The organism is Amycolatopsis granulosa (genome assembly GCF_011758745.1).
Taxonomy (GTDB): Bacteria; Actinomycetota; Actinomycetes; order Mycobacteriales; family Pseudonocardiaceae; genus Amycolatopsis_E; species Amycolatopsis_E granulosa.
Genome location: NZ_JAANOV010000001.1, coordinates 2,930,234 through 2,950,474 on the forward strand (window position 1 = coordinate 2,930,234; position 20,241 = coordinate 2,950,474).

At 71.7% G+C, this 20,241-nt stretch carries 26 protein-coding genes and 2 tRNA genes; 17 read left to right on the plus strand and 11 right to left on the minus strand.

Features of this window, described 5'->3' with window-relative positions:
- The first annotated feature begins 54 nt into the window (after positions 1-54).
- The 9 genes from FHX45_RS14220 (at position 55) to FHX45_RS14260 (ending at position 5,900) form a co-directional block, all read left to right on the plus strand.
- Positions 55-330 carry a GntR family transcriptional regulator gene (locus FHX45_RS14220; RefSeq protein ID WP_341771454.1) on the plus strand — a complete coding sequence of 92 codons (276 nt, stop codon included), beginning with the start codon at positions 55-57 and terminating at the stop codon, positions 328-330.
- Between the two features lie 142 nt (positions 331-472).
- A complete protein-coding gene (locus FHX45_RS14225; RefSeq protein ID WP_167101193.1) occupies positions 473-1,219 on the plus strand; it encodes a lipase family alpha/beta hydrolase in 747 nt (248 codons plus the stop codon).
- 82 nt (positions 1,220-1,301) lie between these two features.
- Positions 1,302-1,388: transfer RNA gene (locus tag FHX45_RS14230), tRNA-Ser, on the plus strand.
- 73 nt (positions 1,389-1,461) lie between these two features.
- Entirely contained in the window at positions 1,462-1,701 is a 240-nt protein-coding gene (locus FHX45_RS14235; protein WP_167101196.1) for an ATP-dependent Clp protease adaptor ClpS, read from the plus strand.
- Between the two features lie 262 nt (positions 1,702-1,963).
- Positions 1,964-2,173 carry a hypothetical protein gene (locus FHX45_RS14240; RefSeq protein WP_167101200.1) on the plus strand — a complete coding sequence of 70 codons (210 nt, stop codon included), beginning with the start codon at positions 1,964-1,966 and terminating at the stop codon, positions 2,171-2,173.
- A gap of 133 nt (positions 2,174-2,306) precedes the next feature.
- On the plus strand, positions 2,307-2,567 hold the full coding sequence (locus tag FHX45_RS14245) for a hypothetical protein (RefSeq protein ID WP_167101203.1): 261 nt from the start codon (positions 2,307-2,309) through the stop codon (positions 2,565-2,567).
- A complete protein-coding gene (locus tag FHX45_RS14250; RefSeq protein ID WP_167101206.1) occupies positions 2,568-2,816 on the plus strand; it encodes a hypothetical protein in 249 nt (82 codons plus the stop codon). It abuts the gene before it with no gap.
- Positions 2,817-2,823: 7 nt separating this feature from the next.
- Positions 2,824-5,547, plus strand: coding sequence for an FtsK/SpoIIIE domain-containing protein (locus tag FHX45_RS14255; RefSeq protein ID WP_167101209.1), 2,724 nt, complete (start codon positions 2,824-2,826; stop codon positions 5,545-5,547).
- On the plus strand, positions 5,544-5,900 hold the full coding sequence (locus FHX45_RS14260; RefSeq protein ID WP_167101212.1) for a hypothetical protein: 357 nt from the start codon (positions 5,544-5,546) through the stop codon (positions 5,898-5,900). The genes FHX45_RS14255 and FHX45_RS14260 overlap by 4 nt, the downstream gene beginning before the upstream one ends.
- On the opposite strand, the gene FHX45_RS14265 is transcribed toward FHX45_RS14260, so the two are convergent.
- Positions 5,901-6,068: a hypothetical protein gene (locus FHX45_RS14265; protein WP_167101215.1), complete on the minus strand. Its 168-nt coding sequence runs from the start codon at positions 6,066-6,068 to the stop codon at positions 5,901-5,903.
- A 94-nt stretch (positions 6,069-6,162) separates the two neighbouring features.
- On the opposite strand from FHX45_RS14265, the gene FHX45_RS14270 reads away from it, so the two are divergent.
- A complete protein-coding gene (locus FHX45_RS14270; protein ID WP_167101218.1) occupies positions 6,163-6,414 on the plus strand; it encodes a YbaB/EbfC family nucleoid-associated protein in 252 nt (83 codons plus the stop codon).
- Positions 6,415-6,451: 37 nt separating this feature from the next.
- On the opposite strand, the gene FHX45_RS14275 is transcribed toward FHX45_RS14270, so the two are convergent.
- Both FHX45_RS14275 and FHX45_RS14280 read right to left on the minus strand, forming a co-directional pair.
- Complete coding sequence (locus tag FHX45_RS14275) at positions 6,452-8,827, minus strand: endonuclease/exonuclease/phosphatase family protein (protein ID WP_341771455.1); 2,376 nt, start codon at positions 8,825-8,827, stop codon at positions 6,452-6,454.
- Between the two features lie 122 nt (positions 8,828-8,949).
- Complete coding sequence (locus tag FHX45_RS14280; RefSeq protein WP_167101220.1) at positions 8,950-9,342, minus strand: hypothetical protein; 393 nt, start codon at positions 9,340-9,342, stop codon at positions 8,950-8,952.
- Between the two features lie 212 nt (positions 9,343-9,554).
- Here FHX45_RS14280 and FHX45_RS14285 point away from each other — a divergent pair, with 212 nt between their 5' ends.
- On the plus strand, positions 9,555-10,436 hold the full coding sequence (locus tag FHX45_RS14285) for an ABC transporter permease (protein ID WP_341771456.1): 882 nt from the start codon (positions 9,555-9,557) through the stop codon (positions 10,434-10,436).
- A gap of 90 nt (positions 10,437-10,526) precedes the next feature.
- On the opposite strand, the gene FHX45_RS14290 is transcribed toward FHX45_RS14285, so the two are convergent.
- From FHX45_RS14290 to FHX45_RS14305, 4 genes are all read right to left on the minus strand, one after another.
- Positions 10,527-10,613, minus strand: a tRNA-Ser gene (locus FHX45_RS14290).
- A gap of 45 nt (positions 10,614-10,658) precedes the next feature.
- A complete protein-coding gene (locus tag FHX45_RS14295; RefSeq protein WP_167101223.1) occupies positions 10,659-10,871 on the minus strand; it encodes a CsbD family protein in 213 nt (70 codons plus the stop codon).
- Between the two features lie 50 nt (positions 10,872-10,921).
- Complete coding sequence (locus FHX45_RS14300; protein ID WP_167101227.1) at positions 10,922-11,374, minus strand: deaminase; 453 nt, start codon at positions 11,372-11,374, stop codon at positions 10,922-10,924.
- Position 11,375: 1 nt separating this feature from the next.
- Complete coding sequence (locus FHX45_RS14305; RefSeq protein ID WP_167101230.1) at positions 11,376-11,858, minus strand: tRNA adenosine deaminase-associated protein; 483 nt, start codon at positions 11,856-11,858, stop codon at positions 11,376-11,378.
- A 58-nt stretch (positions 11,859-11,916) separates the two neighbouring features.
- Between FHX45_RS14305 and FHX45_RS14310 the strand changes: the two genes are divergently transcribed.
- Positions 11,917-13,143: a M20 metallopeptidase family protein gene (locus tag FHX45_RS14310; RefSeq protein WP_167101232.1), complete on the plus strand. Its 1,227-nt coding sequence runs from the start codon at positions 11,917-11,919 to the stop codon at positions 13,141-13,143.
- Between the two features lie 21 nt (positions 13,144-13,164).
- Positions 13,165-14,118 carry a prephenate dehydrogenase gene (locus FHX45_RS14315; RefSeq protein ID WP_167108939.1) on the plus strand — a complete coding sequence of 318 codons (954 nt, stop codon included), beginning with the start codon at positions 13,165-13,167 and terminating at the stop codon, positions 14,116-14,118.
- A gap of 3 nt (positions 14,119-14,121) precedes the next feature.
- Here the strand turns inward: FHX45_RS14315 and FHX45_RS14320 are convergent, their stop codons facing one another.
- Positions 14,122-14,424, minus strand: a complete 303-nt coding sequence (locus tag FHX45_RS14320) for an antitoxin (RefSeq protein ID WP_167101235.1) — start codon at positions 14,422-14,424, stop codon at positions 14,122-14,124.
- Positions 14,425-14,516: 92 nt separating this feature from the next.
- On the opposite strand from FHX45_RS14320, the gene FHX45_RS14325 reads away from it, so the two are divergent.
- A complete protein-coding gene (locus FHX45_RS14325; RefSeq protein ID WP_167101238.1) occupies positions 14,517-14,957 on the plus strand; it encodes an SRPBCC family protein in 441 nt (146 codons plus the stop codon).
- Positions 14,958-15,009: 52 nt separating this feature from the next.
- Here FHX45_RS14325 and FHX45_RS14330 read toward each other — a convergent pair whose 3' ends face one another.
- Both FHX45_RS14330 and FHX45_RS14335 read right to left on the minus strand, forming a co-directional pair.
- On the minus strand, positions 15,010-15,717 hold the full coding sequence (locus tag FHX45_RS14330) for an SGNH/GDSL hydrolase family protein (RefSeq protein WP_243869045.1): 708 nt from the start codon (positions 15,715-15,717) through the stop codon (positions 15,010-15,012).
- Positions 15,718-15,795: 78 nt separating this feature from the next.
- Positions 15,796-16,431, minus strand: coding sequence for an NAD(P)-dependent oxidoreductase (locus FHX45_RS14335; protein WP_167101244.1), 636 nt, complete (start codon positions 16,429-16,431; stop codon positions 15,796-15,798).
- 91 nt (positions 16,432-16,522) lie between these two features.
- Here FHX45_RS14335 and FHX45_RS14340 point away from each other — a divergent pair, with 91 nt between their 5' ends.
- Positions 16,523-17,086, plus strand: a complete 564-nt coding sequence (locus FHX45_RS14340) for a TetR/AcrR family transcriptional regulator (protein WP_167101247.1) — start codon at positions 16,523-16,525, stop codon at positions 17,084-17,086.
- Here the strand turns inward: FHX45_RS14340 and FHX45_RS14345 are convergent.
- Positions 17,083-17,547, minus strand: a complete 465-nt coding sequence (locus FHX45_RS14345; protein WP_167101249.1) for a GbsR/MarR family transcriptional regulator — start codon at positions 17,545-17,547, stop codon at positions 17,083-17,085. The two genes, FHX45_RS14340 and FHX45_RS14345, sit on opposite strands and share 4 nt — an antisense overlap.
- A gap of 92 nt (positions 17,548-17,639) precedes the next feature.
- Here FHX45_RS14345 and FHX45_RS14350 point away from each other — a divergent pair, with 92 nt between their 5' ends.
- Together FHX45_RS14350 and FHX45_RS14355 are read left to right on the plus strand one after the other, a co-directional pair.
- Positions 17,640-18,536: an ABC transporter ATP-binding protein gene (locus FHX45_RS14350; protein WP_167101252.1), complete on the plus strand. Its 897-nt coding sequence runs from the start codon at positions 17,640-17,642 to the stop codon at positions 18,534-18,536.
- Positions 18,533-20,128: an ABC transporter permease gene (locus tag FHX45_RS14355; protein WP_167101255.1), complete on the plus strand. Its 1,596-nt coding sequence runs from the start codon at positions 18,533-18,535 to the stop codon at positions 20,126-20,128. Before FHX45_RS14350 ends, FHX45_RS14355 begins: the two co-directional genes overlap by 4 nt.
- The last annotated feature ends 113 nt before the right edge of the window (positions 20,129-20,241 follow it).

The following is a 20,241-nucleotide window of genomic DNA, read 5'->3' on the forward strand; positions in this document are numbered from 1 at the left end:
ATCAGGGAGCAACCGCCGAATCGGCCCCTATTAACGCCGTTCTACGTTCTCCGCGTGACCGTCCCAGACTTCGACCCGAGCGGACAGCCGGGCTACCTCTACGAGATGATGGCCGAGCACCTCGCGGCCCGGATCGAGTCGGGTGAGCTGCTCCCGAACACACCTCTGCCCGCCGAACGACGGCTGGCGGCGGAGTACGGCGTGTCGCTGGGCACGGCCCGCCACGCGACGCACATCCTCCGCCAGCGCGGCCTGGTGTTCACCATCCGGGCGAAGGGCACCTTCATCGCCGACGAGGGACGCCGGCAATCCTTTTCCGGGAACTCGTGACAGCGATTCGCTCGCGGGACGGCCACCGCGTCCACTGATCGGGTCCGAAACGAAACCGAGACCGGTCCGGCGAAACGAAACTGTCGGTAGGTCCGGTTAACCTCGCATCGAGTGGACGACCACCTCGGCGTGGAGGTGTGCGATGGCGGTTCTCCGGACGGTCGCCGGCGAGATCGCGAGCGTGGTGGCGCACGCGGTCCGGTACCCGGCGGGTATCGGGCGGCGCTGGTCCGTGCGCCCGGGTGGCGCGGCGCCGGTCCGCCCGCTGGTGGTGCTGCCCGGTCTGGCCGACAACACGGCGGTCTTCACCGACCTCAAGCTCGCGCTGGAGCGCTGCGGCGCCGGGCCGGTCGTGTCGTTCAGCTACAGCCTGCTGCTGCGGGACGTCCGGTCCGCGGCGGCGCGGCTGGCCGAGCAGGTCGAGCAGCTGTGCGAGGTCACCGGCGCGACGCGGGTCGACCTGGTGGGCCACAGCCTGGGCGGCCTGATCGCCCGGTACTACGTGCAGCGGCTCGGCGGGCACCGCCGTGCCGGGACGGTGGTCACCGTCGGCACGCCGCACGGCGGCACGGTCGCGGCGTGGTTGTTCTCGCCTCTTCCACTGGCCCGGCAGCTGCGGCCGGGCAGCGACCTGGTGGCGGAGCTGAACCAGCCCGCCCCGGGGTGCGGCACGAAGTTCGTCACGTTCTCCAGCGACGGCGACGAGGTGGTGTTGCCCAGCAGGCACGGCCGGATCGAGCACCAAGACCTGGACGTGCGCAACGTGGTGCTCCCCGGGGTCGGCCACCTGGCGCTCGCCGCACACCGCCGGGTCGTGGACGAGATCTGCGCGTTGTTCCGGCCGCTCGGCGCTCCCGGCGACGGGGAGCCGCTGAGCCGCTCGGCGTGACACGCCGGGCAGGTCCGGGGCTTGCGCCGGACAGAAGCGGCCCTAGCCGGAGCGCGCGCGGGCCTGCTGTACCCTTCTGGGCGGAGGATTGGCCGAGCGGCCTAAGGCGCACGATTGGAAATCGTGTTGGGTGTAACAGCCCTCACGGGTTCGAATCCCGTATCCTCCGCCGCTGAACAGGCGAAACGCCGGGCGACCCGCACAGGGCGCCCGGCGTTTCCCCGTTGGGGGAGTCCGGGCGCATGTCGGACCAGCAGTGGGTCGTGGTGCTGCACGACGACGACGTGAACTCCCACACCACCGTCGCGTTCGCGGTCGCCCGCGCCTACGGGCTGCCCGTGGAACGCGGGTTCAAGATGGCCCACGACGTCGACACGACCGGCGAGGGCTGCCTGACCTGGTGCACCACCCGTGAGCAGGCCGAGGCCCTCGTCGCGGACCTCCAGTTGTGGGGCCTGCACGTGACGCTCCGGAGCCGGTAACGATGGCGGGATACCAGTTCAGCGCACGCCCGGCCCCGGGCGGGACGGTCGAGATCAGCATGGCCGGGCCGTTCGCGGCGCGACTGCGCACGGAGGTCGCCGGTCTGCTGCGGGCGCTGGAGCCCGGCGTGTTCCGGCGCCGGCGCGGGCTGCCGGACGCCGAACTGTTCCCCGATGCCTACGACGACCAGGCGCGGAGCGCGGGCTTCCGCGAACGGCATGGTGCCGATATGCGCGCGCTGCTGATCGAAGCCGGCAGCGCGTGCTCGCGCAATGCGTTCCGGTCGACGAGCTCGTGCTCTACGACCAGGCGGTCGCGGACTGGTTCATCGTTCTCGCGCACGCCAGGAACCGGCAGCACCGGCACGGACGGGGAGACCGGCGGCTCCGGATCCGCGACTGGCTGCGGGCGATCCAGGAGCACATCGCGCTCGCCTCCGGTGGCACCGCGTGCCCCACCTGCAGCCACTGAGCGGATGGTGTCCACACTTCACCCGGATGCACCAGTGCCCAGGCTCATGGTCCGGCGCGCTCTACCGATAGTTTGGTAACAGGCCGCGCACGCGGCCGGACGGACCGCTAGCTCGAGGAGAACCCGCGTCACTATGGCCGGAGTGGAAGAGATCCGCGCTGGGATCGCGATGGCGAACGAGAAGTGCAATGCCGGCGTCGCAGCCCTCCAGCAGGCCGCTCAGGCACTCGAGGAGGCCCAGCAGATCCTGGGTCAGGTCACCTCGGGCAGCACGCAGCCGGAGGTGACCCAGGCGAACAGCATGCTCGCCGAGGCGCTGCAGGGCATCAGCGGGCAGCAGAACACGATCCAGGCCGCCGTGTCGTCGGCCGAGTCGTACGCCGCCCGGCTCTAGATGTTCTCGCTCCCCGAGCTGCAGGCCCAGCTGGCCGCGTTCCGTGCGAAACTGGCCGAGGCAAGCGAACACACCAACCGTGCGGTGGAGCTCTTGGACGAAGCACGCGAAGTGATCGTCAACGCCCATGAACACGCCGAGGCGTGGGTGCCGCCGGAACTCGCGGCGGCGGCCGACCGGCTCGGCAAGGACGCCGACCGGCTGCGCGCCGCGGACGACCTGGTGAACACCTACCTGGCCCGGCTGTAGGCGCGCGATGCCGAAGCCCAACGAGCAGAAACGCCGGGTCGTCGCGGCCCTGGGCGCCATGCGCGAGAAGCTCGGCATGGTGCTGGGCGCCGCGCAGGCCGGACGCCAGATCGCCGAGACCGAACTGGCCCGGCTGCAGCTGGAACAGCAGATCGTGCGGGCCGGCATCGACGCCGCGGCCGGGGACGAGCACCTCGCCGCCGCACTGCGCAGCCCGGTGATGGCCGGAGTCCGGGACAAGCTCAACGCGCAGCACGCCGCGTTCTACACGGACGCGGCGACCGTGCCGGCCCGGCTGCGCGACCTGGTCGCGCAGGTCGCGCCCGGACCGGCGAGCCTGCCGCCCAGCGCGTGGCTGGGCCGGCCCGGTCGGGAACCGCTCAGCCCGCCGCCGCTGTGGCGCATCGGCTCGTCCACGATGGACTCTTCCGGCCCGTTCCCGGTGGTGGTGCCGCTGCTGGACGACTCGCACCTGGCGATCACCACCGCCGTGCACACCCGCCGCGCGGTCGAATCGCTCATCGAGGGCCTGCTGCTGCGGGTGTTCAGCGCGATGGAGCTCGGTGCGGTGCGGGTGCACCTGTGGGACGTCGCGCAGCTGACGGCCGTGCTGCCGAACCTGTATTCGCTGTCCCGCACGTCCGCGGTCACGCTGTACGACCCGGACCAGCTCGGCGTCCTGCTCGACGAGCTCACCGGGCACATCCGCCGCATCCACGCCCAGACCATGCAGTCCGGGCACACGTCACTGCGCGGGCTGCGCGACCAGCTCGGGCAGCGGGTCGAGCCGTGGCGGATCGCGGTGCTGTTCGGCAACGGCGAGACCTGGGCGCCCGAACCGCTGCGCGAGCTCAAGCGCATCGCCGGCGCCGCGCTGGCCGCCGGCATCTCGCTGATCACCGTGGACGTCCCGGCGATCCTGGGCGGCTCCTTCGAAAACATCCGCATGCTCGACGAGCACCACGCGGCGACCAGCATGACCGGGCCCGACCTGGTCGTCGACCTGGACCCGCCGATCCCGTCGACCGAGGTCAGCGCCGCCGCCAGCCGGCTCGCCGACGCCCTGATCGAAAAGCAGGGCGGCCCGCGGTCGTTCCGCGATTTGCTGCCGGCCGAGCTGGGCCAGGAGAGCTCCGCGCGCGAGCTGCGCGCGCCGGTCGGGTTCTACGAGGGCGATCCGGTCGAGGTGGTGATCGGCGACGCGAGCCCGCACGCGCTGATCGGCGGGCCGAGCGGGTCGGGCAAGACCAACTTCCTCTACGCCCTGCTCGGCAGCCTCGCCGCGCGCTACCCACCGGACGAGCTCGCGCTGTACCTGCTGGACTTCAAGGAGGGTGTGTCCTTCGCCGGGCTCGCGCCGGGCCGCCGCGACGCGAGCTGGCTGCCGCACGCGCGGTTGATCGGGGTGAACGTCAACACCGACCGCGAGTTCGGCCTGGCGCTGCTGCGGTTCCTCGCCGACGAACTGCGCCGCCGGTCGGCCGCGGCGAAGGAGCACGAGGTCACCGACCTGGCCGGGCTGCGCCAGCAGGACCCGGACGGGCACTGGCCGCGGATCGTGGCGGTGATCGACGAGTTCCAGTACCTATTCGCGGGCCGGGACGGCGTCACCAACCAGGCGACGGCGCTGCTCGAGGACATCGCCCGCCGCGGCCGCGCGCAGGGCATCCACCTGATCCTGGCCAGCCAGGACATCGCCGGGATCGACGCGTTCTGGGGCAAGCCGGCCGTGTTCGAGCAGTGCACGCTGCGCATCGCGATGCCCAAGGCGCGGCGCGTGCTCGCCGAGACCAACAACGCCGCCGTCGCCGCGCCGAAGTGGCACGCGGTGATCAACCACGACTCCGGAGTGGCGCACGGCAACCAGCTCGCGCACGTGCCCGACGCGAGCAGCAAGGACATCTTCTCGACGCTGCAACGGGAACTGTGGGAGCGCTACGCCCGGGAACACGAGCGGCCACGGCTGTTCGACGGCGCGCACTCACCGGTGCTGGAGCACTCGGCCGCGTACGGCGCGCTCACCACGGGCGGGACGCCGCGGGCGCTGCTGGGCCAGTCGATCGACGTGGCCGACACCGCGTGCGCGGTCGAGCTGACCGGGGCGCCCGGCCGGAACCTGGCGGTGATGGGCACGGCGATCGCCGAGGCACTGTCCATCATGGACGCCGCGGCTCGGTCGCTCGGCAGGCAGTACCCGCCGCACGAGGTCGAGTTCCTGGTGTCCTGCCTGGTGGACCGGTGCGCGTCCGCGGTCGGCGAGCTGGCCGACGGTCTCGAGGCCGACGGGCACCGCGTGGTGCGGCTGAGTGACGTGGAGCTCGGCGAGCACATGGCGAAGCTCGCCGAGGAACCACCCGAGCACGCCAGGATCCTGCTGCTCTACGGCGTGGACGGAGCGTTGCCCATCCTCGAGCAGAAGGCACCCGGTCAGCTGAGGAGCGGGCTCGACCACTTCCGGGTCGTGCTCAAGCAGGGTCCCGGAAAGGGCACCCACACGATTGGCTGGTGGCGCAGCACGGCGCGGCTGAAGGACACGCTCGGGTTCGCCGGCACCGACGACATCGGGGCATGGGCGGCACTCGACGTGCAGGGCGCGGAGCTGAGCCAGTTCGCGGCCGGACAGGTCGTGCACTGGTCGCCGCGGCCAGGACGCGCGTTGTTCTTCGACCGCAGCACGCACGTGTCTCCCGAGGTGATGATTCCCTTCGACCGCCCGGAGCACCAGACATGAACGCCGGCCAGGAGTACAAGCAGATCGTCGGGCTGGCCGGCAAGGCGGCGCAGGAGCTGCGGGCGTGGGAGCGGCGGCGAGCCGAGGAGCTGGACGCCGAGATCGCCGCCGCGGAAGCCGCCGTGGCCGAGGCCCGGGAGCGCGAGACCCGCACCGTGCAGGGCGCGCAGCACTGGTGGCGGATGGCGCAGGACAACGTGAGCCGCCTGCCCTGGCTCGAGGTGGGCGCCGACCCCGCGCCGGCCCCGCACGCCTACGCCTCCCGGCTGGACCTGTACCTGCGCGAGGTCAAGGAGGCGTACCAGGAACTGGTCGACGCCGTACTGTCACTGGGCTGGCGCGCGCGGCGGTAGCTAGTTGGCCGGGCGCATCCAGGTCTCCGGCTCGAGCGTGTCCGGCTTCGGTGTCGGACGGCGCACGTAGACCCGCGCCCAGGTGAGGTCGCCGCGCAGGGTGGCCGGCACCGCGGGCGCGACGTCGCGGCGGGAGAGGTGCTCGACCGTGGCTCGTGTCCAGTGCATGGTTGTCAGACGTTGCGCGGGTGTGGTTGGTTCCTCACGGAACCACTGGGGAGTCGGTGACGGGCGATGACCGACGGAGCGAAAAGAGGTCCGGGTGAACCACGATCTGACCACCAGGTCCGTCGAGGAGCAGCCGGCCGCCCGGCGCCGCCAGGCCGCGCAGCAGGTCACCACGGCCCAGGATGACTGGGGGCTGGTCGAGGTCGGTGTCTCGCCCAGTGGCGAGGTCATCGAGGTCGCCGTCAACTCGGCGCTGTTCGAGCAGGTGCAGCCGATGGACCTCGCCGAGGCGATGCTCCAGGCCGCCCGCGCCGCTCAGCGCCGGGCTCGGCAGCTGCACCGCTGACCGCCGCCGCGCTGGGGGCGGCGGCGGTCAGCTGGCGTCAGCGGGCCGGGCGGTAGCGGATGATCTGCGGATCGTGGTCGCTGGCCTGCTCGGCGAACTCGGCGTTGATGTGCACGACGTCGTAGTCCACCCGCGCCAGCGCGGGCGAGGTCAGGATGTGGTCGAGCACCTGCGAGTTACCCTCGTAGACGTAGCTGTACCGCTCGCCCGCGGGCAACCGGTCGATCTGATCGGTCAGCGCACCGCCGGCGGTGAGCGTGCGCAGCGCCGGGGAGAACTGGTAGTCGTTCAGGTCCCCGGCCACGACGACATCGGCCCAGGGGTCGGCGGCCAGCAGCTGGTCGACGAACCCGCGCAGCACCCGGGCCTGCTGCCCGCGCTGCACCTCGGAACCCCGGGTGGGCGGCTGGTACCGGCCGTGCACCGGCTGGTCCCCGCCCTTGGAGTTGAAGTGGTTGGCGATCACGAACACGGTGTGCCCGTGGAAGACGAACTCCCCGGCCAGCGGCTTGCGGCTGTTCGTCCACGCCGGGTTGCCCGGGTCGATCCGTCCCGGCGACACCGACAGGCGCGGCCGGCCGTGGTCCGCCACCACCGACACCGGCGTCGTCGCGTCCCCACCCGGACGGTCCACGAAGGACACCCGGTTCGGGTTGAAGAGGAAGCCGACCCGGATGTTGCCGCCCGGCTCCCCACCGTCGGTCCGATCCTGTGGGTCGATCTGGCGCCACTCGTAGCGCGGGCCGCCCGCCGCGACGATCGCGTCGGTGAACCGCTTCAGGGTTTCATCGGCGGCCACCACGCCGTCGCCGCCGGCGCCGTTGTTGTCCTGGATCTCCTCCAGGGTCACGATGTCGGGCGCGGCGAGGTTGTCCACGACAGCGTGTGCCAGCTGGTCGAACTTCGCCTGATCGTCCACAGCGGACAGGTTCTCGACGTTGTAGGTCGCGACGGCGAGCTCGCTCGGCGACTGCTTGCGCGTCACCTCGCGCTGGATGCCGCCGTCCTTGACCTCACCCAGGGCGGTGGCCTGCACGGTGTAACCGCCGTAGCTGTCGTACTCGATCGGCCCGGAGGTGAGCCCGGTGAGCGTGTCCCCGGTGTTCGCCTGCGGGAAGGGGTGCTGCGCGAACGGGATCAGCGACTCGACCTTGAGCACGCCGGTGTTCGGCGAGTCGTATCCGGTGTAGACGGTGCCACCGCGTCCGGTCGGGTTCTCCGCCGGTTTCGTGGTCACGTAGACCTCGTGGTAGCTGGTGGACGGTCCGACGACGCGGGCGTCCGGGACCGTGACGACCTCGCCCTCGTGCGCCTCCCAGAAGTCCAGCGCGTACTTCGCCGGCTCCAGCGGCAGGTTCTCGATGTTGCCGCCCGGCTGCGGCACGAGCGCGCCCGGGACGGTGTCCGGCGTGATCACCGTCGGGGCGGGCAGCGTGTTGCCGGTGGACTGGACGGTCCAGCGCGCACCGGTGATCTCGGTCGTGGACTGGTGAACGGAGGTGGCCGGGCTGTCCGGGTAGTACTCGGTGACGGTGCCGGACACCGTGACCGCGTCGCCGACGGCGACCGCGGGCGTGGCCGAGCCGGTGAACACCAGCACGCCCTCGCTGGTGCGCGGGTCGTTGTCGGGCCGCGGATCGGTCATGCAGAAGCCGCGCGCGGAACCGAACGCCCGCACGGCGGTGACGATGCCGGTCACGCCGGTGACCTTGGTGCCGGCCAGCGGCGAGATCCGCGTGGTGCCCTGGACGTCGTGGATCCTGGCGGGTGCGCCACCCGCGTCACCGCCGGAGGTCTGACCACGGCCGTTGACCGGGGTGGGGGCACCGGTCGCGAAGTCGGCCGCGTTGTCATCGGTGTCGGTGAGGGCCGCCCGGGCGACCGAGGTGGTGTTCCCGGGCGCGGGGGCCGGATTGCGTTCGCGGACGGCCGCGGAGCCGTAACCGACGAGGTCACGGATACGTGGATCGGCGGCGCAGTCCGGCGCGGTGAGACAGGTCAGGGGTGTGGTGCCGTGGACGAGCGCGACGGTGCCGGACGTCGCGGCCATCGCGATCGAGCCGGTGGCGTCGGCGGCGGGCAACGGCACCGTGCCGCCCGAGCCGGTGGCCTCGGCCACCAGGTAGCGGCCGCCCGCGGCCACCGAGCCGGTCAGCGGAGTGACCTGCCAGCGGCTCGACGCGCTGGGCGAACCGGGCAGGTACTGCACACTCCAGCCGTCCAGCCCGACCGTGCCGCCCGCGGTGGCGAGTTCGATGAAATCGCTGGTCAACGTGGCGCCGCTGTTGCCACCGCCCCCGTAGACCTCGGCGATCACGACGTCGGCGCTCGCCGCCGAGGCGGGTGCCGCCGCTACCGCCGATGCGGCCAGCGCGGTGGCGGCGAGCACGCCGATTCTTCGAGTGGTCGTCACCCTGAGTCCCCTCGTCTGATCATCAGTCGAGGCATCTTCCCTCGGTGAGGTGAGGCGAAGAAAGACTCAGCGACAACAACCGGTAACGGTTCGCCCGCCCGGCCTACGACCGAGGACGGGTGTCAGTGGTCGTTGGTGTATCCGCTGTGCGTGGCGTAGCCGTTGTCGCCCTTGTAGTAGAGATCGATGTAGACGCCCTCCGGCAGGTTGTAGGCGCCGCCCTCGCTCGCCCGGTGGGTGGTACAGGTGCCGAAGCCGCTGGCCACGGCTTCGTACTTCCACGGCCCGGCCCACACGTTGACGACCGCGCTGGCCCCGTTGGCCGCCGTGTCGCACACCGCGATCCGATCCCCGTACTCCTCGGCGTAAACGGTGACGCCGAGCGCCGAGAAGGTGTGGTCCCAGCCGTCCCCCGGCGGGTCGGGCATGGCGGAGGCGCTACCGGCCGGGACGAGCACCCCGGCGGCCGCGAGGGTCACCACGGCGGACAGGGTGCGGATGTTGATCAGTGTCATTGGCCGAACGTAGGCTCGCACCCCGACCAACTGCTGACACGATCGGGTGACGACTTGCCGAGGTCAGGACCGGTCGGTGCGGGCGGGCTACGGGAATCGGCGGTCGGCGGAGAAACCGCTCCCGTACCGCCTCAACCCACCGGTTCCGGCGGTAGCTTGGCTCCGTGCAGCCATCAACTCTGGAACGAGCGCGGAGCGCCGGCGGTGCTCCGGTGGATGATCCGCGAAGCTGGAGCCGCGCGCGCGAGGACCTGCGACGGGGATTCCGGTCCTGGCGGCTGTGGGGCCACCTCGGGTGGAACGACATCAGGAGCCGCTACCGTCGCTCCCTGCTGGGACCGTTCTGGATGACGGTGACGATGGGCGTCACGACCGCCGGGCTCGGCAGCGTGTTCAGCCTCATCTGGCACAGCCCGGCAGCGACGTTCTTCCCCTACGTCGGCACCGGCCTGATCGTCTGGGCCTTCATCGGAGGCTGCCTGTCCGACGGGATGGGCAGTTTCACCGAGAGCGCGGAACTCCTCTCGCAGACGTCGGCACCGCTCACCGTCTACGTGTTGCGGACCGTGTGGCGGCAAACGCTCATCCTCGCCCACAACCTGATCATTTACTTCGTCCTTCTCGCGTTCTTCTTCCGCCGGCTGCACGAGCACGGCTACACGATGGACGGGCAGGCGTGCGGGACACCGGACGGCATGGTGTGCCACCCCGGCCTCGGCTGGAACACGTTCCTGGTGCTCCCCGGTTTCGGGCTGGCACTGGCCGGTGGCATCGCCGCGGCGCTGATCCTGGGCATCGTCGCCACGCGGTTCCGGGACGCCCCACCGCTGATCGGCGCGATAATCCAGCTTCTCTTCATCCTCGTCCCGATCACCTGGCCCTTGGACAAGCTGATCCAGAACGCACCGGGGAAAGCCTGGATCATCGAGCTCAACCCGCTGTACCACTACGTGCAGATCGTGCGGCAACCCTTGATCGGACAGCAGCTGCACTGGTGGAGCTGGCTGGTGGCCGGCGGTCTGACGCTCGCCGCGTGGACGGTCGCACTCGTCATGCTGCGGAACTACCGGGCGCGTGTGCCGTACTGGATCTGACCGCTCCGGCTCCGCCCGCGATCCGGCCCGCGGAACGACAGAACGCCCGCCCCCGTAACGAGCGGGGGCGGGCGTTCTGCCTGTTCGCAGCGGTAGCGGTGGGATTTGAACCCACGGACGGGGTCAACCGTCACACGATTTCGAGTCGTGCTCCTTCGGCCGCTCGGACACGCTACCGCCGACTAGGTTACTAGACGCCCGAGAGCGGCTCGCAGGCACTCCTCACCTGGTGCGGAAGCGGCGCTGCGCGTCGCGTGCCGCGGTGGCCGCCCAGTCCGCGACCTCGGTCGTCGTCTCACGCACGATGCCGCGGATCCGCTCGGCGCGGCCGGCCGCCTGGTGACGGCGGCTGCCGGTCAGGCGGCCGAACAGCTCCCGCGCCCCGCCCTTGGCCTGACGGGACCGGCTCGTCATCCGGTTCTTCACGACGTTCATCGACCCTCCTTCGACGCGGTCGCTCCGGGGCTACCCCGCCACCCGGCGGATCACACGTCGCGGTGACCGGCGAAGAACTCGGCCAGCAACGCGACGCAGTCGGCCTCGAGCACGCCGCCGCGCACCTCCGGCCGGTGGTTGAGCCGGCGATCGCGCACCACGTCCCACAGCGACCCGACCGCGCCGGTGCGCGGCTCCCACGCCCCGAACACGACGCGGGCCACGCGCGCGAGCACCAGCGCCCCGGCGCACATCGTGCACGGCTCGACCGTCACCGCGAGGGTGCAGCCGTCCAGCCGCCAGCCGTCGCCGAACTGGCTGGCGGCCGCCCGCAGCGCCAGGATCTCCGCGTGCGCCGTCGGGTCGCCCAGCTCCTCGCGCGCGTTGTGGGCGCGGGCGAGGAGGCGGCCGTCGGGAGCGAAGACCGCAGCGCCGATCGGCACGTCCGGGCCGGCCTCCCGCGCGGCGGCCAGCGCCGCGGACACCAGGTCGGCGTCGGACACGTCAGATCTCGTCGAGCAGCGCGGTGAACTCGCTGCCGAACCCGCAGCGCTGCGCGATCATCTGCAGCTGCTCGTCGGGGTAGAGATCGACCTCACCGGCGATCACCTCGAGCTCGGGCCCCGGCAGGCCGAGGTCGGCGAGGATGTCGAGGTCGCCCTCCGGCCAGATCGAGTCGTCCTCCTCGTCCGGCGGATCGACCCGGAGCACGTCGAGCACGTCGGCGGCGATGTCGTAGTCCAGTGCCGCCGCCGCGTCCGAGAGCAGCAGCGACGGTCCGCGCGGGCTCGGGCGCACGATCACGAAGAACTCGTCGTCCACCGCGAGCAGGCCGAACACGGCCCCGGTGGACCGCAACTTGGCCAGCTCGGTGATGGCGGCGTCCAGCCCCGCGAGCGCACCGGCGTCGAGCGCGCTGCAGCGCCACTTGCCGTCCTCCCGGACCACGGCCACCGCGAATCCCGAAACCGGCTCCTTCACCGACATAGCGCACACCGTATACCTGGACGGATCATCGGTGCAGTCGCTCTGCGAGGATCGGATGATGACGGGACCCACCGAGTTGCCCCCTTTGCCGGACACCCGGCTCGCCGTGTTGCGCTCCGAAGCCGAGGCTCTGCAACCGGCCACCGTCGCGCTGCGCCGTGAGATCCACGCCCACCCCGAGCAGGGCCTGCACCTGCCGCACACCCAGGCCGCCGTCCGCCGGGCGCTCGAGGACCTGCCGCTGGAGATCGTCGAAGGGAAGTCGACCAGCGCGCTGACCGCCGTGCTGCGCGGCGCGCAGGACGGGCCGGCGGTGCTGCTGCGCGGCGACATGGACGCGCTACCGCTGCAGGAGGACACCGGCCTGGAGTTCGCCTCCGAAGTGGACGGGACCATGCACGCGTGCGGACACGACGGCCACACCGCGATGCTCGCCTCGGCCGCGCGGCTGCTGGCGGCGCGCCGCCACGAGCTGGCCGGCTCGGTGGTGTTCATGTTCCAGCCCGGCGAGGAGGGCTACCACGGCGCCCGGCACATGATCCACGAAGGCGTGCTCGACGCCGCCGGCTCGCGGGTGGAGCGGGCCTTCGGCATCCACCTGCTGGCGCACGTCGAGTCCGGCCTGATCACCACGCGTCCCGGACCGCTGATGGCCTCGAACGACACCTTCACGATCCAGGTGACCGGCAAGGGCGGGCACGGTTCGAGCCCGCACATCGCGATCGACCCGATCCCCGCGGCCGCGGCGATGGTCGGCGCGTTGCAGACCATGGTGACCAGGCGGATCAGCGTGTTCGACCCGGCGGTGGTGTCGGTGACCCGGATCGCGGCCGGCACCACGACCAACATCATCCCGGAGACCGCGGAGGTGGCCGGGACGATCCGGACCCTGTCCGAGGCGACCCGGGCCCGGGTGAAGGCCGAGCTGCCGAAGGTGTGCGAGGCGGTCGGTGCGGCGCACGGCTGCCGGGTGCTGGTGGACGTCGAACCCGGCTACCCGGTGACCGTGAACGACCCGGATCAGGCGCTGCGCGTGCTCGACCTGGCCCAGCGCGTACTCGGCCGGTCGGAGCTGCTGACCGACCCGAACATGGGTGCGGAAGACTTTTCCTATGTGCTGCAACGGGTCCCCGGCGCGTTCGCGTTCCTCGGGGCGTGCCCGCCCGAGGTCGATCCGGCGGCGGCGCCAACCAACCACTCGAACCGGGTGCGCCATCACGAAGGCGCTTTCCCGGCCGGGGTCGCGATGTACGCGGCCTTCGCGCTCGACGCCCTGGCAGGATGACGCCCCGTGCGAGACGTATGCGTGATCGGACTCGGGTTGATCGGCGGCTCGGTGCTCCGTGCGGCCGCCGCGGCCGGGCGGACCGTCTGGGGCGCGACGACCGCGGCGGCTGACGCGGAGGCGGCGCTCGCCGACGGCTTCGACGCCTCCACCGACGTCGTGGCCGCGCTGCGCCGGGCCGCCGACCGGGATGCGCTGGTGGTGCTGGCGGTCCCGCTGACCGCGGTCGAGGAGGTGCTGCGGACGGTCGGTGAGTGCGCGCCGTCCTGCCTGCTCACCGACGTGACCAGCGTGAAGGCCGGCGTGGTGAGGGCCGCGCGGGCGTTCGCACCGCAGGCCCGGTTCGCCGCCGGGCACCCGATGGCGGGCACCGCGGAGTCCGGCTGGCGTGCCGGCACCGCGACGTTGTTCCGGGGCGCGGCGTGGGTGGTCTGCGTCGAGGACGACACCGACCTCACGGTATGGGCCGAGGTGGCCCGGCTCGCGATCGACCTCGGCGCGCACGTGGTCCCGCTGACCGCGGCCCGGCACGACGAGGCCGTCGCGCGGATCTCCCACCTGCCGCACCTGCTGGCCGCCGTGCTCGCGGCCGTGGGCGCGGACGGCGGGCCGGTCGCGCTGGCCCTGGCCGCCGGGTCCTACACCGACGGCACGCGGGTCGCCGCGACCCGGCCGGACCTGGTGCGCGCCATGACCGAGGGCAACCGCGAGGCGCTGCTGCCGGTGCTCGACGAGGCCCTCGGCCGGCTCGGTGCGATGCGCGGATCACTGGCCTCGACCGGCGGTCTCGCCGTCAGCATCAACTCCGGTCACGAAGGCGCGCAAGCGCTGGCGAGCGCCCGGCAGGCCACGCCGTCGGGCGTCCGCGTCGCCCTGGACGCACCGGACGCCCGGAACGGCCTGCGCGCGCTCGGGGAACGCGGCGGCCGCATCACGGCTCTCGCCGACGGCACCGCCATCGGCGAGGTGCCGTAGGTCCTACGGCTCGGTCGGTCCCGTCGGTCCTGTGGGTCCCGTCGGTCCTGTGGGTCCCGTCGGTCCTGTGGGTCCCGTCTGGGGGCCCGCCGGACCGGGACCGCCCTGCGGGTCGGAGCCGCCGCCGGACTGCTTGTGCAGGAAGTCCTTCGCCTTCGACGTCACGCTGTCGATCTTGTCCGCGTGCTGGCCGAGCTTCGACTTGGCGAACCCGCTCGCCTTGTCGATGCCGCTTTCGATCTTGTCCGCGTTCTGGTCGAGCGCCTGCTGCGCCTTCTTCTTGATGTCGTTGAAGTCGATGCCCATGAACCCATGAAACCCCAAGGTCAGCGGCCCCGCATCCGGTGAAGCCCTGGTTTACTGCTCGGTAACCCCGACTCCGGACGGAAAGGCCAGCAATGCCGCGCAGAACGTTCTCCTTCGAGATCACCCGCACCAGCAGTGCCCCGCCGGCGACCCTGTTCCGGCTGGAGAGCGACGGCGCACGCTGGTCCGAGTGGGGAAAACCGCTCATCGTGGTGTCCCGCTGGGACCGGTGGGCAGGCCCGGGGGGCGGGGTCGGAGCGATCCGGGCCGTGGGCGCGTGGCCACTGCTGATCCGCGAGGAAACGCTGGAATACGAGCCGGACCGGCGGCACGTCTACACCTTCGCCGGCGCGGCGCCGGTGCACGACTACCGCGCCGAGGTGCTGTCCGAGCCCGACGGCAACGGCACGCGGCTGACCTGGCGCGGCTCGTTCCAGGAGAAGGTGCCGGGCACCGGGCCGATCGTGCTCGCCGCGCTGCGCATCGCGATCACGGTGCTGTCCGCACGGCTGATCAAAGCCGCCGAGCGCTGACCGGTGCCGAGGAGGTCCCAGCCGCGGGCCGGTGTGCAACCACCCAACGTCCCTAGGACGAGCGGGTGACCGCATCCGCGAGCGTTTCGGCCCACAACCGGTACCCGGGCGGCCCGGGGTGGAAGCCGTCGGCCGCGAAGAGGGCCGGGTCGACCACCTCACGGGGTACGGCGCAGTACGTGACACCCGCCAGAGCGGCGAGCGTCGCCGCCGCCGTGTCCAGCGCTTGGCCACGCAGGCCCAGGACGAGGCGCAACGGCTGCGGAAGTGCCGGGAACGCGCCGAGCGGCGGCACCCCGGCCAACAGGACCGGCACCGGCCCGAGCGCGCGCCGCGCGGCGACCACCAGGGCCAGCAGGTCACGCCGGTACCGGCCCGGCGAGCGCAGTTCGATGGTGTCGTTCACCCCGAGGGCGACGACGAGCAGGTCGGCCGGTTCCCGGCAGGCTTCGTTCAGCAGCTCGGACCGCACGGTGCGCGCGTTGGCACCGGTCCGGCCCGCCACACGCCAGGAAACCCCGCGGTGCAGGCGGCTTGCCAGTGCCACCGCGAGCTGCCCGGTCAGCGCGTCCTCGTGCGTCCGCGCCCCGACGCCATCCACAGTGGACTCGCCGACGACCAGCAACCGCAGCGGGTCGGGCCCGGGCACGGACCCGTGGCTTGGCCCGGCCGCCCCCGGCAGCCTCGGCGTGGTCCGGCGTACGCGCAACCCCTGGGTCACCAGCACCGGCGCGAGCCCGGCGGTGGCGGCGAACGTCAAACCCGCTCGGAACGGAAACACTCCGGCACCCGCCTGCTTCGCACGCCGCGTCCCCGCCATCCTGACCTCCGGCTCCCGTCAACCCTTCGCCACCGAGACGGCAACCCGGGACAGCGCGGGATCAGCGACCGCGCGCAGGATGTAGTCGGCCAGGTCGGCCCGCGAGATGGTGAAGCTCCCCCGCACGTTACCCCTGGTCTCGCTCGCGATGCGGCCGGTGTGGGGACCGTCGCTGAGCTTCGGTGGTCGCACGATGGTCCAGTCGAGCCCGGACGCGGTGACCCGGCGCTCCATCTCGCCCATGTCCGCGTAGCTCTCCCGCAGGATGCGGATCAGGACGGGTTTGAACACCAGCCTGGTGAACCACCCGTCCCCCTCCCGGTGCATGCCGCTGTTGCTGACCACGACCAGGCGCCGCACGCCGGCCGTCTGCATCGCGGTCATGATGCTGCTCGTCCCGTCCCGGCAGATCACGCTCGGTCCACGGCCACGCGGCCCCAGCGCGGACACGACGGCTTCGCGACCGCTGATGGCGGGCACCAGCGCGTCCGGGTCGAGCACGTCCGCCGGCACCACCTCCAGTCGCGGCTGCCCCGGCACGTCCAGGCGGGCCGGATCCCGCACCACCGCGGTCACCTGGTGGCCCGCCGTGAGCGCCTGCCGCACGACGTGCGCGCCCGTCCCACCGGTCGCACCGAACACCGTCAGTTTCATGGCTTCCTCCGTGGTTAGTGTTCACTCACCTGCTATAGTGAGTGAGTACTCACCAACCGTCAAGCACGGCCTGAGAGAACGCTGAGGAGCGATGGGAACGCGGGAGAAGATACTGGCCGCGGCCGCGGGGATCATGCGCGAGCAGGGTTATGCGCGGGCCACCACCAAGGAGATCGCCCGCGCCGCCGGCTTTTCGGAAGCCGCGCTGTACAAGCACTTCGCGGACAAGACCGAGATCTTCCTGGGCGTGATCTCATCCCAGTTGCCGGCCCTGGACACCGCGCTGGGCGAACTGACGGCGGGGCGGCACACCCTGCGCGGCAACCTGGTCCGCATCACCGCGACCGCGATCGACTTCTACACCGAGAGCTTTCCGATCGGCGCGTCCCTGTTCTCCTCACAGGACCTGCTGGACGCCCACCGCGCCGCGATCCGCGAACACGGGGCGACCCCCCGCACCCCGGTTGCCCGCCTCGCGGAGTACCTGCGCGCGGAGCGCACCCTCGGCCGCCTACCGTCCACTTCGGACCCGGACGCGATCGCGGCCCTCCTCCTGGGCGCCGCGTTCCAGCAGGGCTTCCTCCGGAACTGGGACGCCGAGTCCGGCGACCCGGCGGGACTGGCCCGCAAGCTGGTCAAGGCCGTGGTGCCCTAGCGGTTCGCACGTTCCTTCTCCCAGCGCTCGAACAGCAACGGGAGCTGCTCGATGAGGAAGGCGAGGAAGTCCCGCATGTCGGCCAACCGCTTGCCGGCGGGCGTGTCCTCGCCCACCACCGGGATGCCCTCGACGGCCGCGTCCCGCCACAGCTCCATGAACCGGTCGCGCTTGCGCATACTGGCGAACCACATGTCGTCGGTCACCCGGAAGTGGTCGCGGCGCGATCCGGGTTCCCGCTCCCGAACGATCATCCCAACCTGCTCCAGGTAGCGGACGGCTCCCGACACCGCGGCCGGGCTGATCTGCAGCTTCTCCCCGATCTCACCCGCGGTGAGCCGGCTTTCGTCGGTCACCACCAGGGCCGCGAACACCCGCGCGGGCATGCGCTGGAAACCGAGCTGCGTGAGCACCAGCGCCAGGCGCTCGACGTAGCGGCGCACCGCCTCCTCGTCCCGCATGCAGATCACCCTTCCGCAGTCGTCCAGCGCTTCAGCCAATCTATACGTTTTCCTAACTTCACAACTTTGTGAAATAACTGTACGTTCGGCGCATGGACAACGCCATCTCCATCGCGGGCCTGCACAAGTCGTTCGGCGCGACGAAGGCCCTCGACGACCTGAACCTGCAGGTCAAGACCGGAGAAGTGCACGGCTTCCTCGGCCCCAACGGCGCCGGGAAGTCGACCACCATCCGTGTCCTGCTCGGTCTGCTGCACGCGGACCAGGGCACCGTCCGCCTCCTCGGCGGCGACCCCTGGCGCGACGCCGCGAGCCTGCACCGCCGGCTCGCCTACGTCCCCGGTGACGTCAACCTCTGGCCCAACCTCTCCGGCGGCGAGGTCATCGACCTGCTCGGGCGGCTGCGCGGCGGACTCGACAGACGCCGCCGCGACGAGCTGATCGAACGCTTCGACCTCGACCCGAAGAAGAAGGGCCGCACCTACTCCAAGGGCAACCGGCAGAAGGTCGCGATCGTCGCGGCCCTGTCCTCCGACGTCGAGCTGCTGATCCTCGACGAGCCGACCTCCGGCCTCGACCCGCTCATGGAGGCCACCTTCCAGTACGCGATCCAGGAAGAGCGCGACAAGGGCCGCACGGTGCTGCTGTCCAGCCACATCCTCGCGGAGGTGGAGGCCCTGTGCGACCGGGTCAGCATCATCCGCAACGGGCACGCGGTCGAGACCGGCACCCTCAGCGAACTCCGCCACCTCACCCGGACGTCGATCGTGGCGGAACTCGCCGGTCACCCGAACGGCCTCGCTTCGCTGGACGAGGTGCACGACCTGAAGGTCGAGGGCAACCGCGTCCGGTTCGACGTCGAGACCCAGTCGCTGGACGAGGTGCTGCGCAAGCTCACCGAAGTCGGCGTGCGCAGTCTGACCAGTCAGCCCCCGACGCTGGAGGAGCTCTTCCTCCGCCACTACACGACGGAAGCGAGCGCACGATGAGCGCGCTGGTCGGTACCCGGCACCTCGTCCGCCTCGCGCTGCGGCGGGACCGGGTCGTGCTGCCGATCTGGGTGCTGGTGATCGGCCTGTTGCCGGTCACCTCCGCCGGCGCCTACGGGCAGCTGTACCCGGACGCCGCGAGCCGGGCGTCCCTGACCGCGGGGATGAGCGCGAACCCGTCCATCACCCTGCTCTACGGGCCACCGTTCGACCTGTCCACGGCCGGCGGGTTCACCGCATGGCGGTACGGCGTGTTCGCGCCGCTTTTCCTGGCCCTGGCCTGCATCTTCACCGTCACACGGCACACCCGGCAGGAGGAGGACACCGGACGCCAGGAACTGCTGTCCTCGGCGGTCACCGGCCGCTACTCCGCTCTCACCGCCGCGGTGGTCACCGCGGGGATCGGCGCGGTCGCCACCGGCTTGCTGGTGGCCCTGGGCCTGACCGGAGCGGGTCTGCCCGCCGGCGGTTCGGTGGCGTTCGGTCTCGGGATCACGCTGACCGGACTGGTGTTCGCCGCGGTCGCCGCGGTCGCGGCCCAGCTGGCCGAGTACTCGCGTACCGCCAACGGCATCGCGGCAGGCGTGCTCGGGGTCGCCTTCGCGCTCCGCGCCATCGGCGACGCGGCCACGGACGCGTCGTGGCTGTCGTGGCTGTCGCCGCTCGGCTGGGCGACCCGGCTGCGGCCCTACGCCGGAGACCGCTGGGCCGTGGCGTTGCTGCTCCTCGCCGCGGCGCTGGTGCTGGGGCTGGTGGCCTACCGCCTGCTGCCGCGCCGGGACGTCGGCATGGGCCTCTTCCCAGCCCGGCCCGGCCCGCCGGTGGCCGCACCCGGACTGCGGTCGCCGTTCGCCCTGGCCTGGCGCCTGCACCGCGGCGCGCTGCTCGGCTGGATCGCCGGCTTCGCGGTGTTCGGCGCGATGTTCGGGTCCCTCGCGGCGGGCATCGGTGACATCGTCGGCGACAGCGCCCAGACCCAGCAGATGTTGGAGCGGCTGGGCGGGGCGCAGAACCTGATCGACACGTTCCTCGCGGCGATCGCGAACATCTTCGGGATGATCGCCTCCGTCTATGCGGTGCAGGCGACGATGCGGATGCGCGCGGAGGAGACCGCGCTACGGCTGGAACCGCTGCTGGCGACCCGGGTGCGACGCTTGCAGTGGGCCGCCGGGCACCTGGTGTTCTCGCTGCTCGGCACGGCCCTGCTGCTCGTGGTGTCCGGCCTGTTCGCCGGTCTGCTGCACGGGCTGCGGGTGGGCGACGTCGGCGGCCAGATCCCCGCGGTGATCGGGGCGACGGTGGCGCAGGTACCGGCGGTCTGGGTGGTCACCGGGATCACCGTGGTGGTCTTCGGGTTCGCGCCCAGGTTCGCGACAGCCACCTGGGCAGTGCCCGGACTGTTCGTCCTGCTGTCGCTGTTCGGCCCGGTGGTGCAGGCACCGCAGCCGGTGCTCGACATCTCGCCGTTCACCCACATTCCGAAGCTGCCCGCTGCGGAGTTCACCGCGACCCCGTTCGCGTGGCTGCTCGGGATCGCCGTGATCACCCTTGCCACGGGTCTGGCACGGTTTCGGCGGCGGGACATCGGGTAGTCCTGGCGCGGGCGAGTGGCGGAGCCCGGACCGGTCGGGGGTCCGGGCTCCGCCACTCCGTTTTTGTCGGTACCCCTCGCTAACGTCGTTCTCCTCGACGACGTGGGGGGAAC

What these genes read in the sequence shown, in the direction of transcription:
- FHX45_RS14255 (WP_167101209.1), top strand. Translation starts at nt 2,824, where the DNA reads ATGCCGAAGCCCAACGAGCAGAAACGCCGGGTCGTCGCGGCCCTGGGC.
- FHX45_RS14245 (WP_167101203.1), top strand. Translation starts at nt 2,307, where the DNA reads ATGGCCGGAGTGGAAGAGATCCGCGCTGGGATCGCGATGGCGAACGAG.
- FHX45_RS14320 (WP_167101235.1), bottom strand. Translation starts at nt 14,424, where the DNA reads ATGGGCATCGACTTCAACGACATCAAGAAGAAGGCGCAGCAGGCGCTC.
- FHX45_RS14310 (WP_167101232.1), top strand. Translation starts at nt 11,917, where the DNA reads ATGACGGGACCCACCGAGTTGCCCCCTTTGCCGGACACCCGGCTCGCC.
- FHX45_RS14235 (WP_167101196.1), top strand. Translation starts at nt 1,462, where the DNA reads ATGTCGGACCAGCAGTGGGTCGTGGTGCTGCACGACGACGACGTGAAC.
- FHX45_RS14350 (WP_167101252.1), top strand. Translation starts at nt 17,640, where the DNA reads ATGGACAACGCCATCTCCATCGCGGGCCTGCACAAGTCGTTCGGCGCG.
- FHX45_RS14260 (WP_167101212.1), top strand. Translation starts at nt 5,544, where the DNA reads ATGAACGCCGGCCAGGAGTACAAGCAGATCGTCGGGCTGGCCGGCAAG.
- FHX45_RS14250 (WP_167101206.1), top strand. Translation starts at nt 2,568, where the DNA reads ATGTTCTCGCTCCCCGAGCTGCAGGCCCAGCTGGCCGCGTTCCGTGCG.
- FHX45_RS14335 (WP_167101244.1), bottom strand. Translation starts at nt 16,431, where the DNA reads ATGAAACTGACGGTGTTCGGTGCGACCGGTGGGACGGGCGCGCACGTC.
- FHX45_RS14345 (WP_167101249.1), bottom strand. Translation starts at nt 17,547, where the DNA reads ATGCGGGACGAGGAGGCGGTGCGCCGCTACGTCGAGCGCCTGGCGCTG.
- FHX45_RS14280 (WP_167101220.1), bottom strand. Translation starts at nt 9,342, where the DNA reads ATGACACTGATCAACATCCGCACCCTGTCCGCCGTGGTGACCCTCGCG.
- FHX45_RS14325 (WP_167101238.1), top strand. Translation starts at nt 14,517, where the DNA reads ATGCCGCGCAGAACGTTCTCCTTCGAGATCACCCGCACCAGCAGTGCC.
- FHX45_RS14225 (WP_167101193.1), top strand. Translation starts at nt 473, where the DNA reads ATGGCGGTTCTCCGGACGGTCGCCGGCGAGATCGCGAGCGTGGTGGCG.
- FHX45_RS14295 (WP_167101223.1), bottom strand. Translation starts at nt 10,871, where the DNA reads ATGAACGTCGTGAAGAACCGGATGACGAGCCGGTCCCGTCAGGCCAAG.
- FHX45_RS14305 (WP_167101230.1), bottom strand. Translation starts at nt 11,858, where the DNA reads ATGTCGGTGAAGGAGCCGGTTTCGGGATTCGCGGTGGCCGTGGTCCGG.
- FHX45_RS14265 (WP_167101215.1), bottom strand. Translation starts at nt 6,068, where the DNA reads ATGCACTGGACACGAGCCACGGTCGAGCACCTCTCCCGCCGCGACGTC.
- FHX45_RS14355 (WP_167101255.1), top strand. Translation starts at nt 18,533, where the DNA reads ATGAGCGCGCTGGTCGGTACCCGGCACCTCGTCCGCCTCGCGCTGCGG.
- FHX45_RS14340 (WP_167101247.1), top strand. Translation starts at nt 16,523, where the DNA reads ATGGGAACGCGGGAGAAGATACTGGCCGCGGCCGCGGGGATCATGCGC.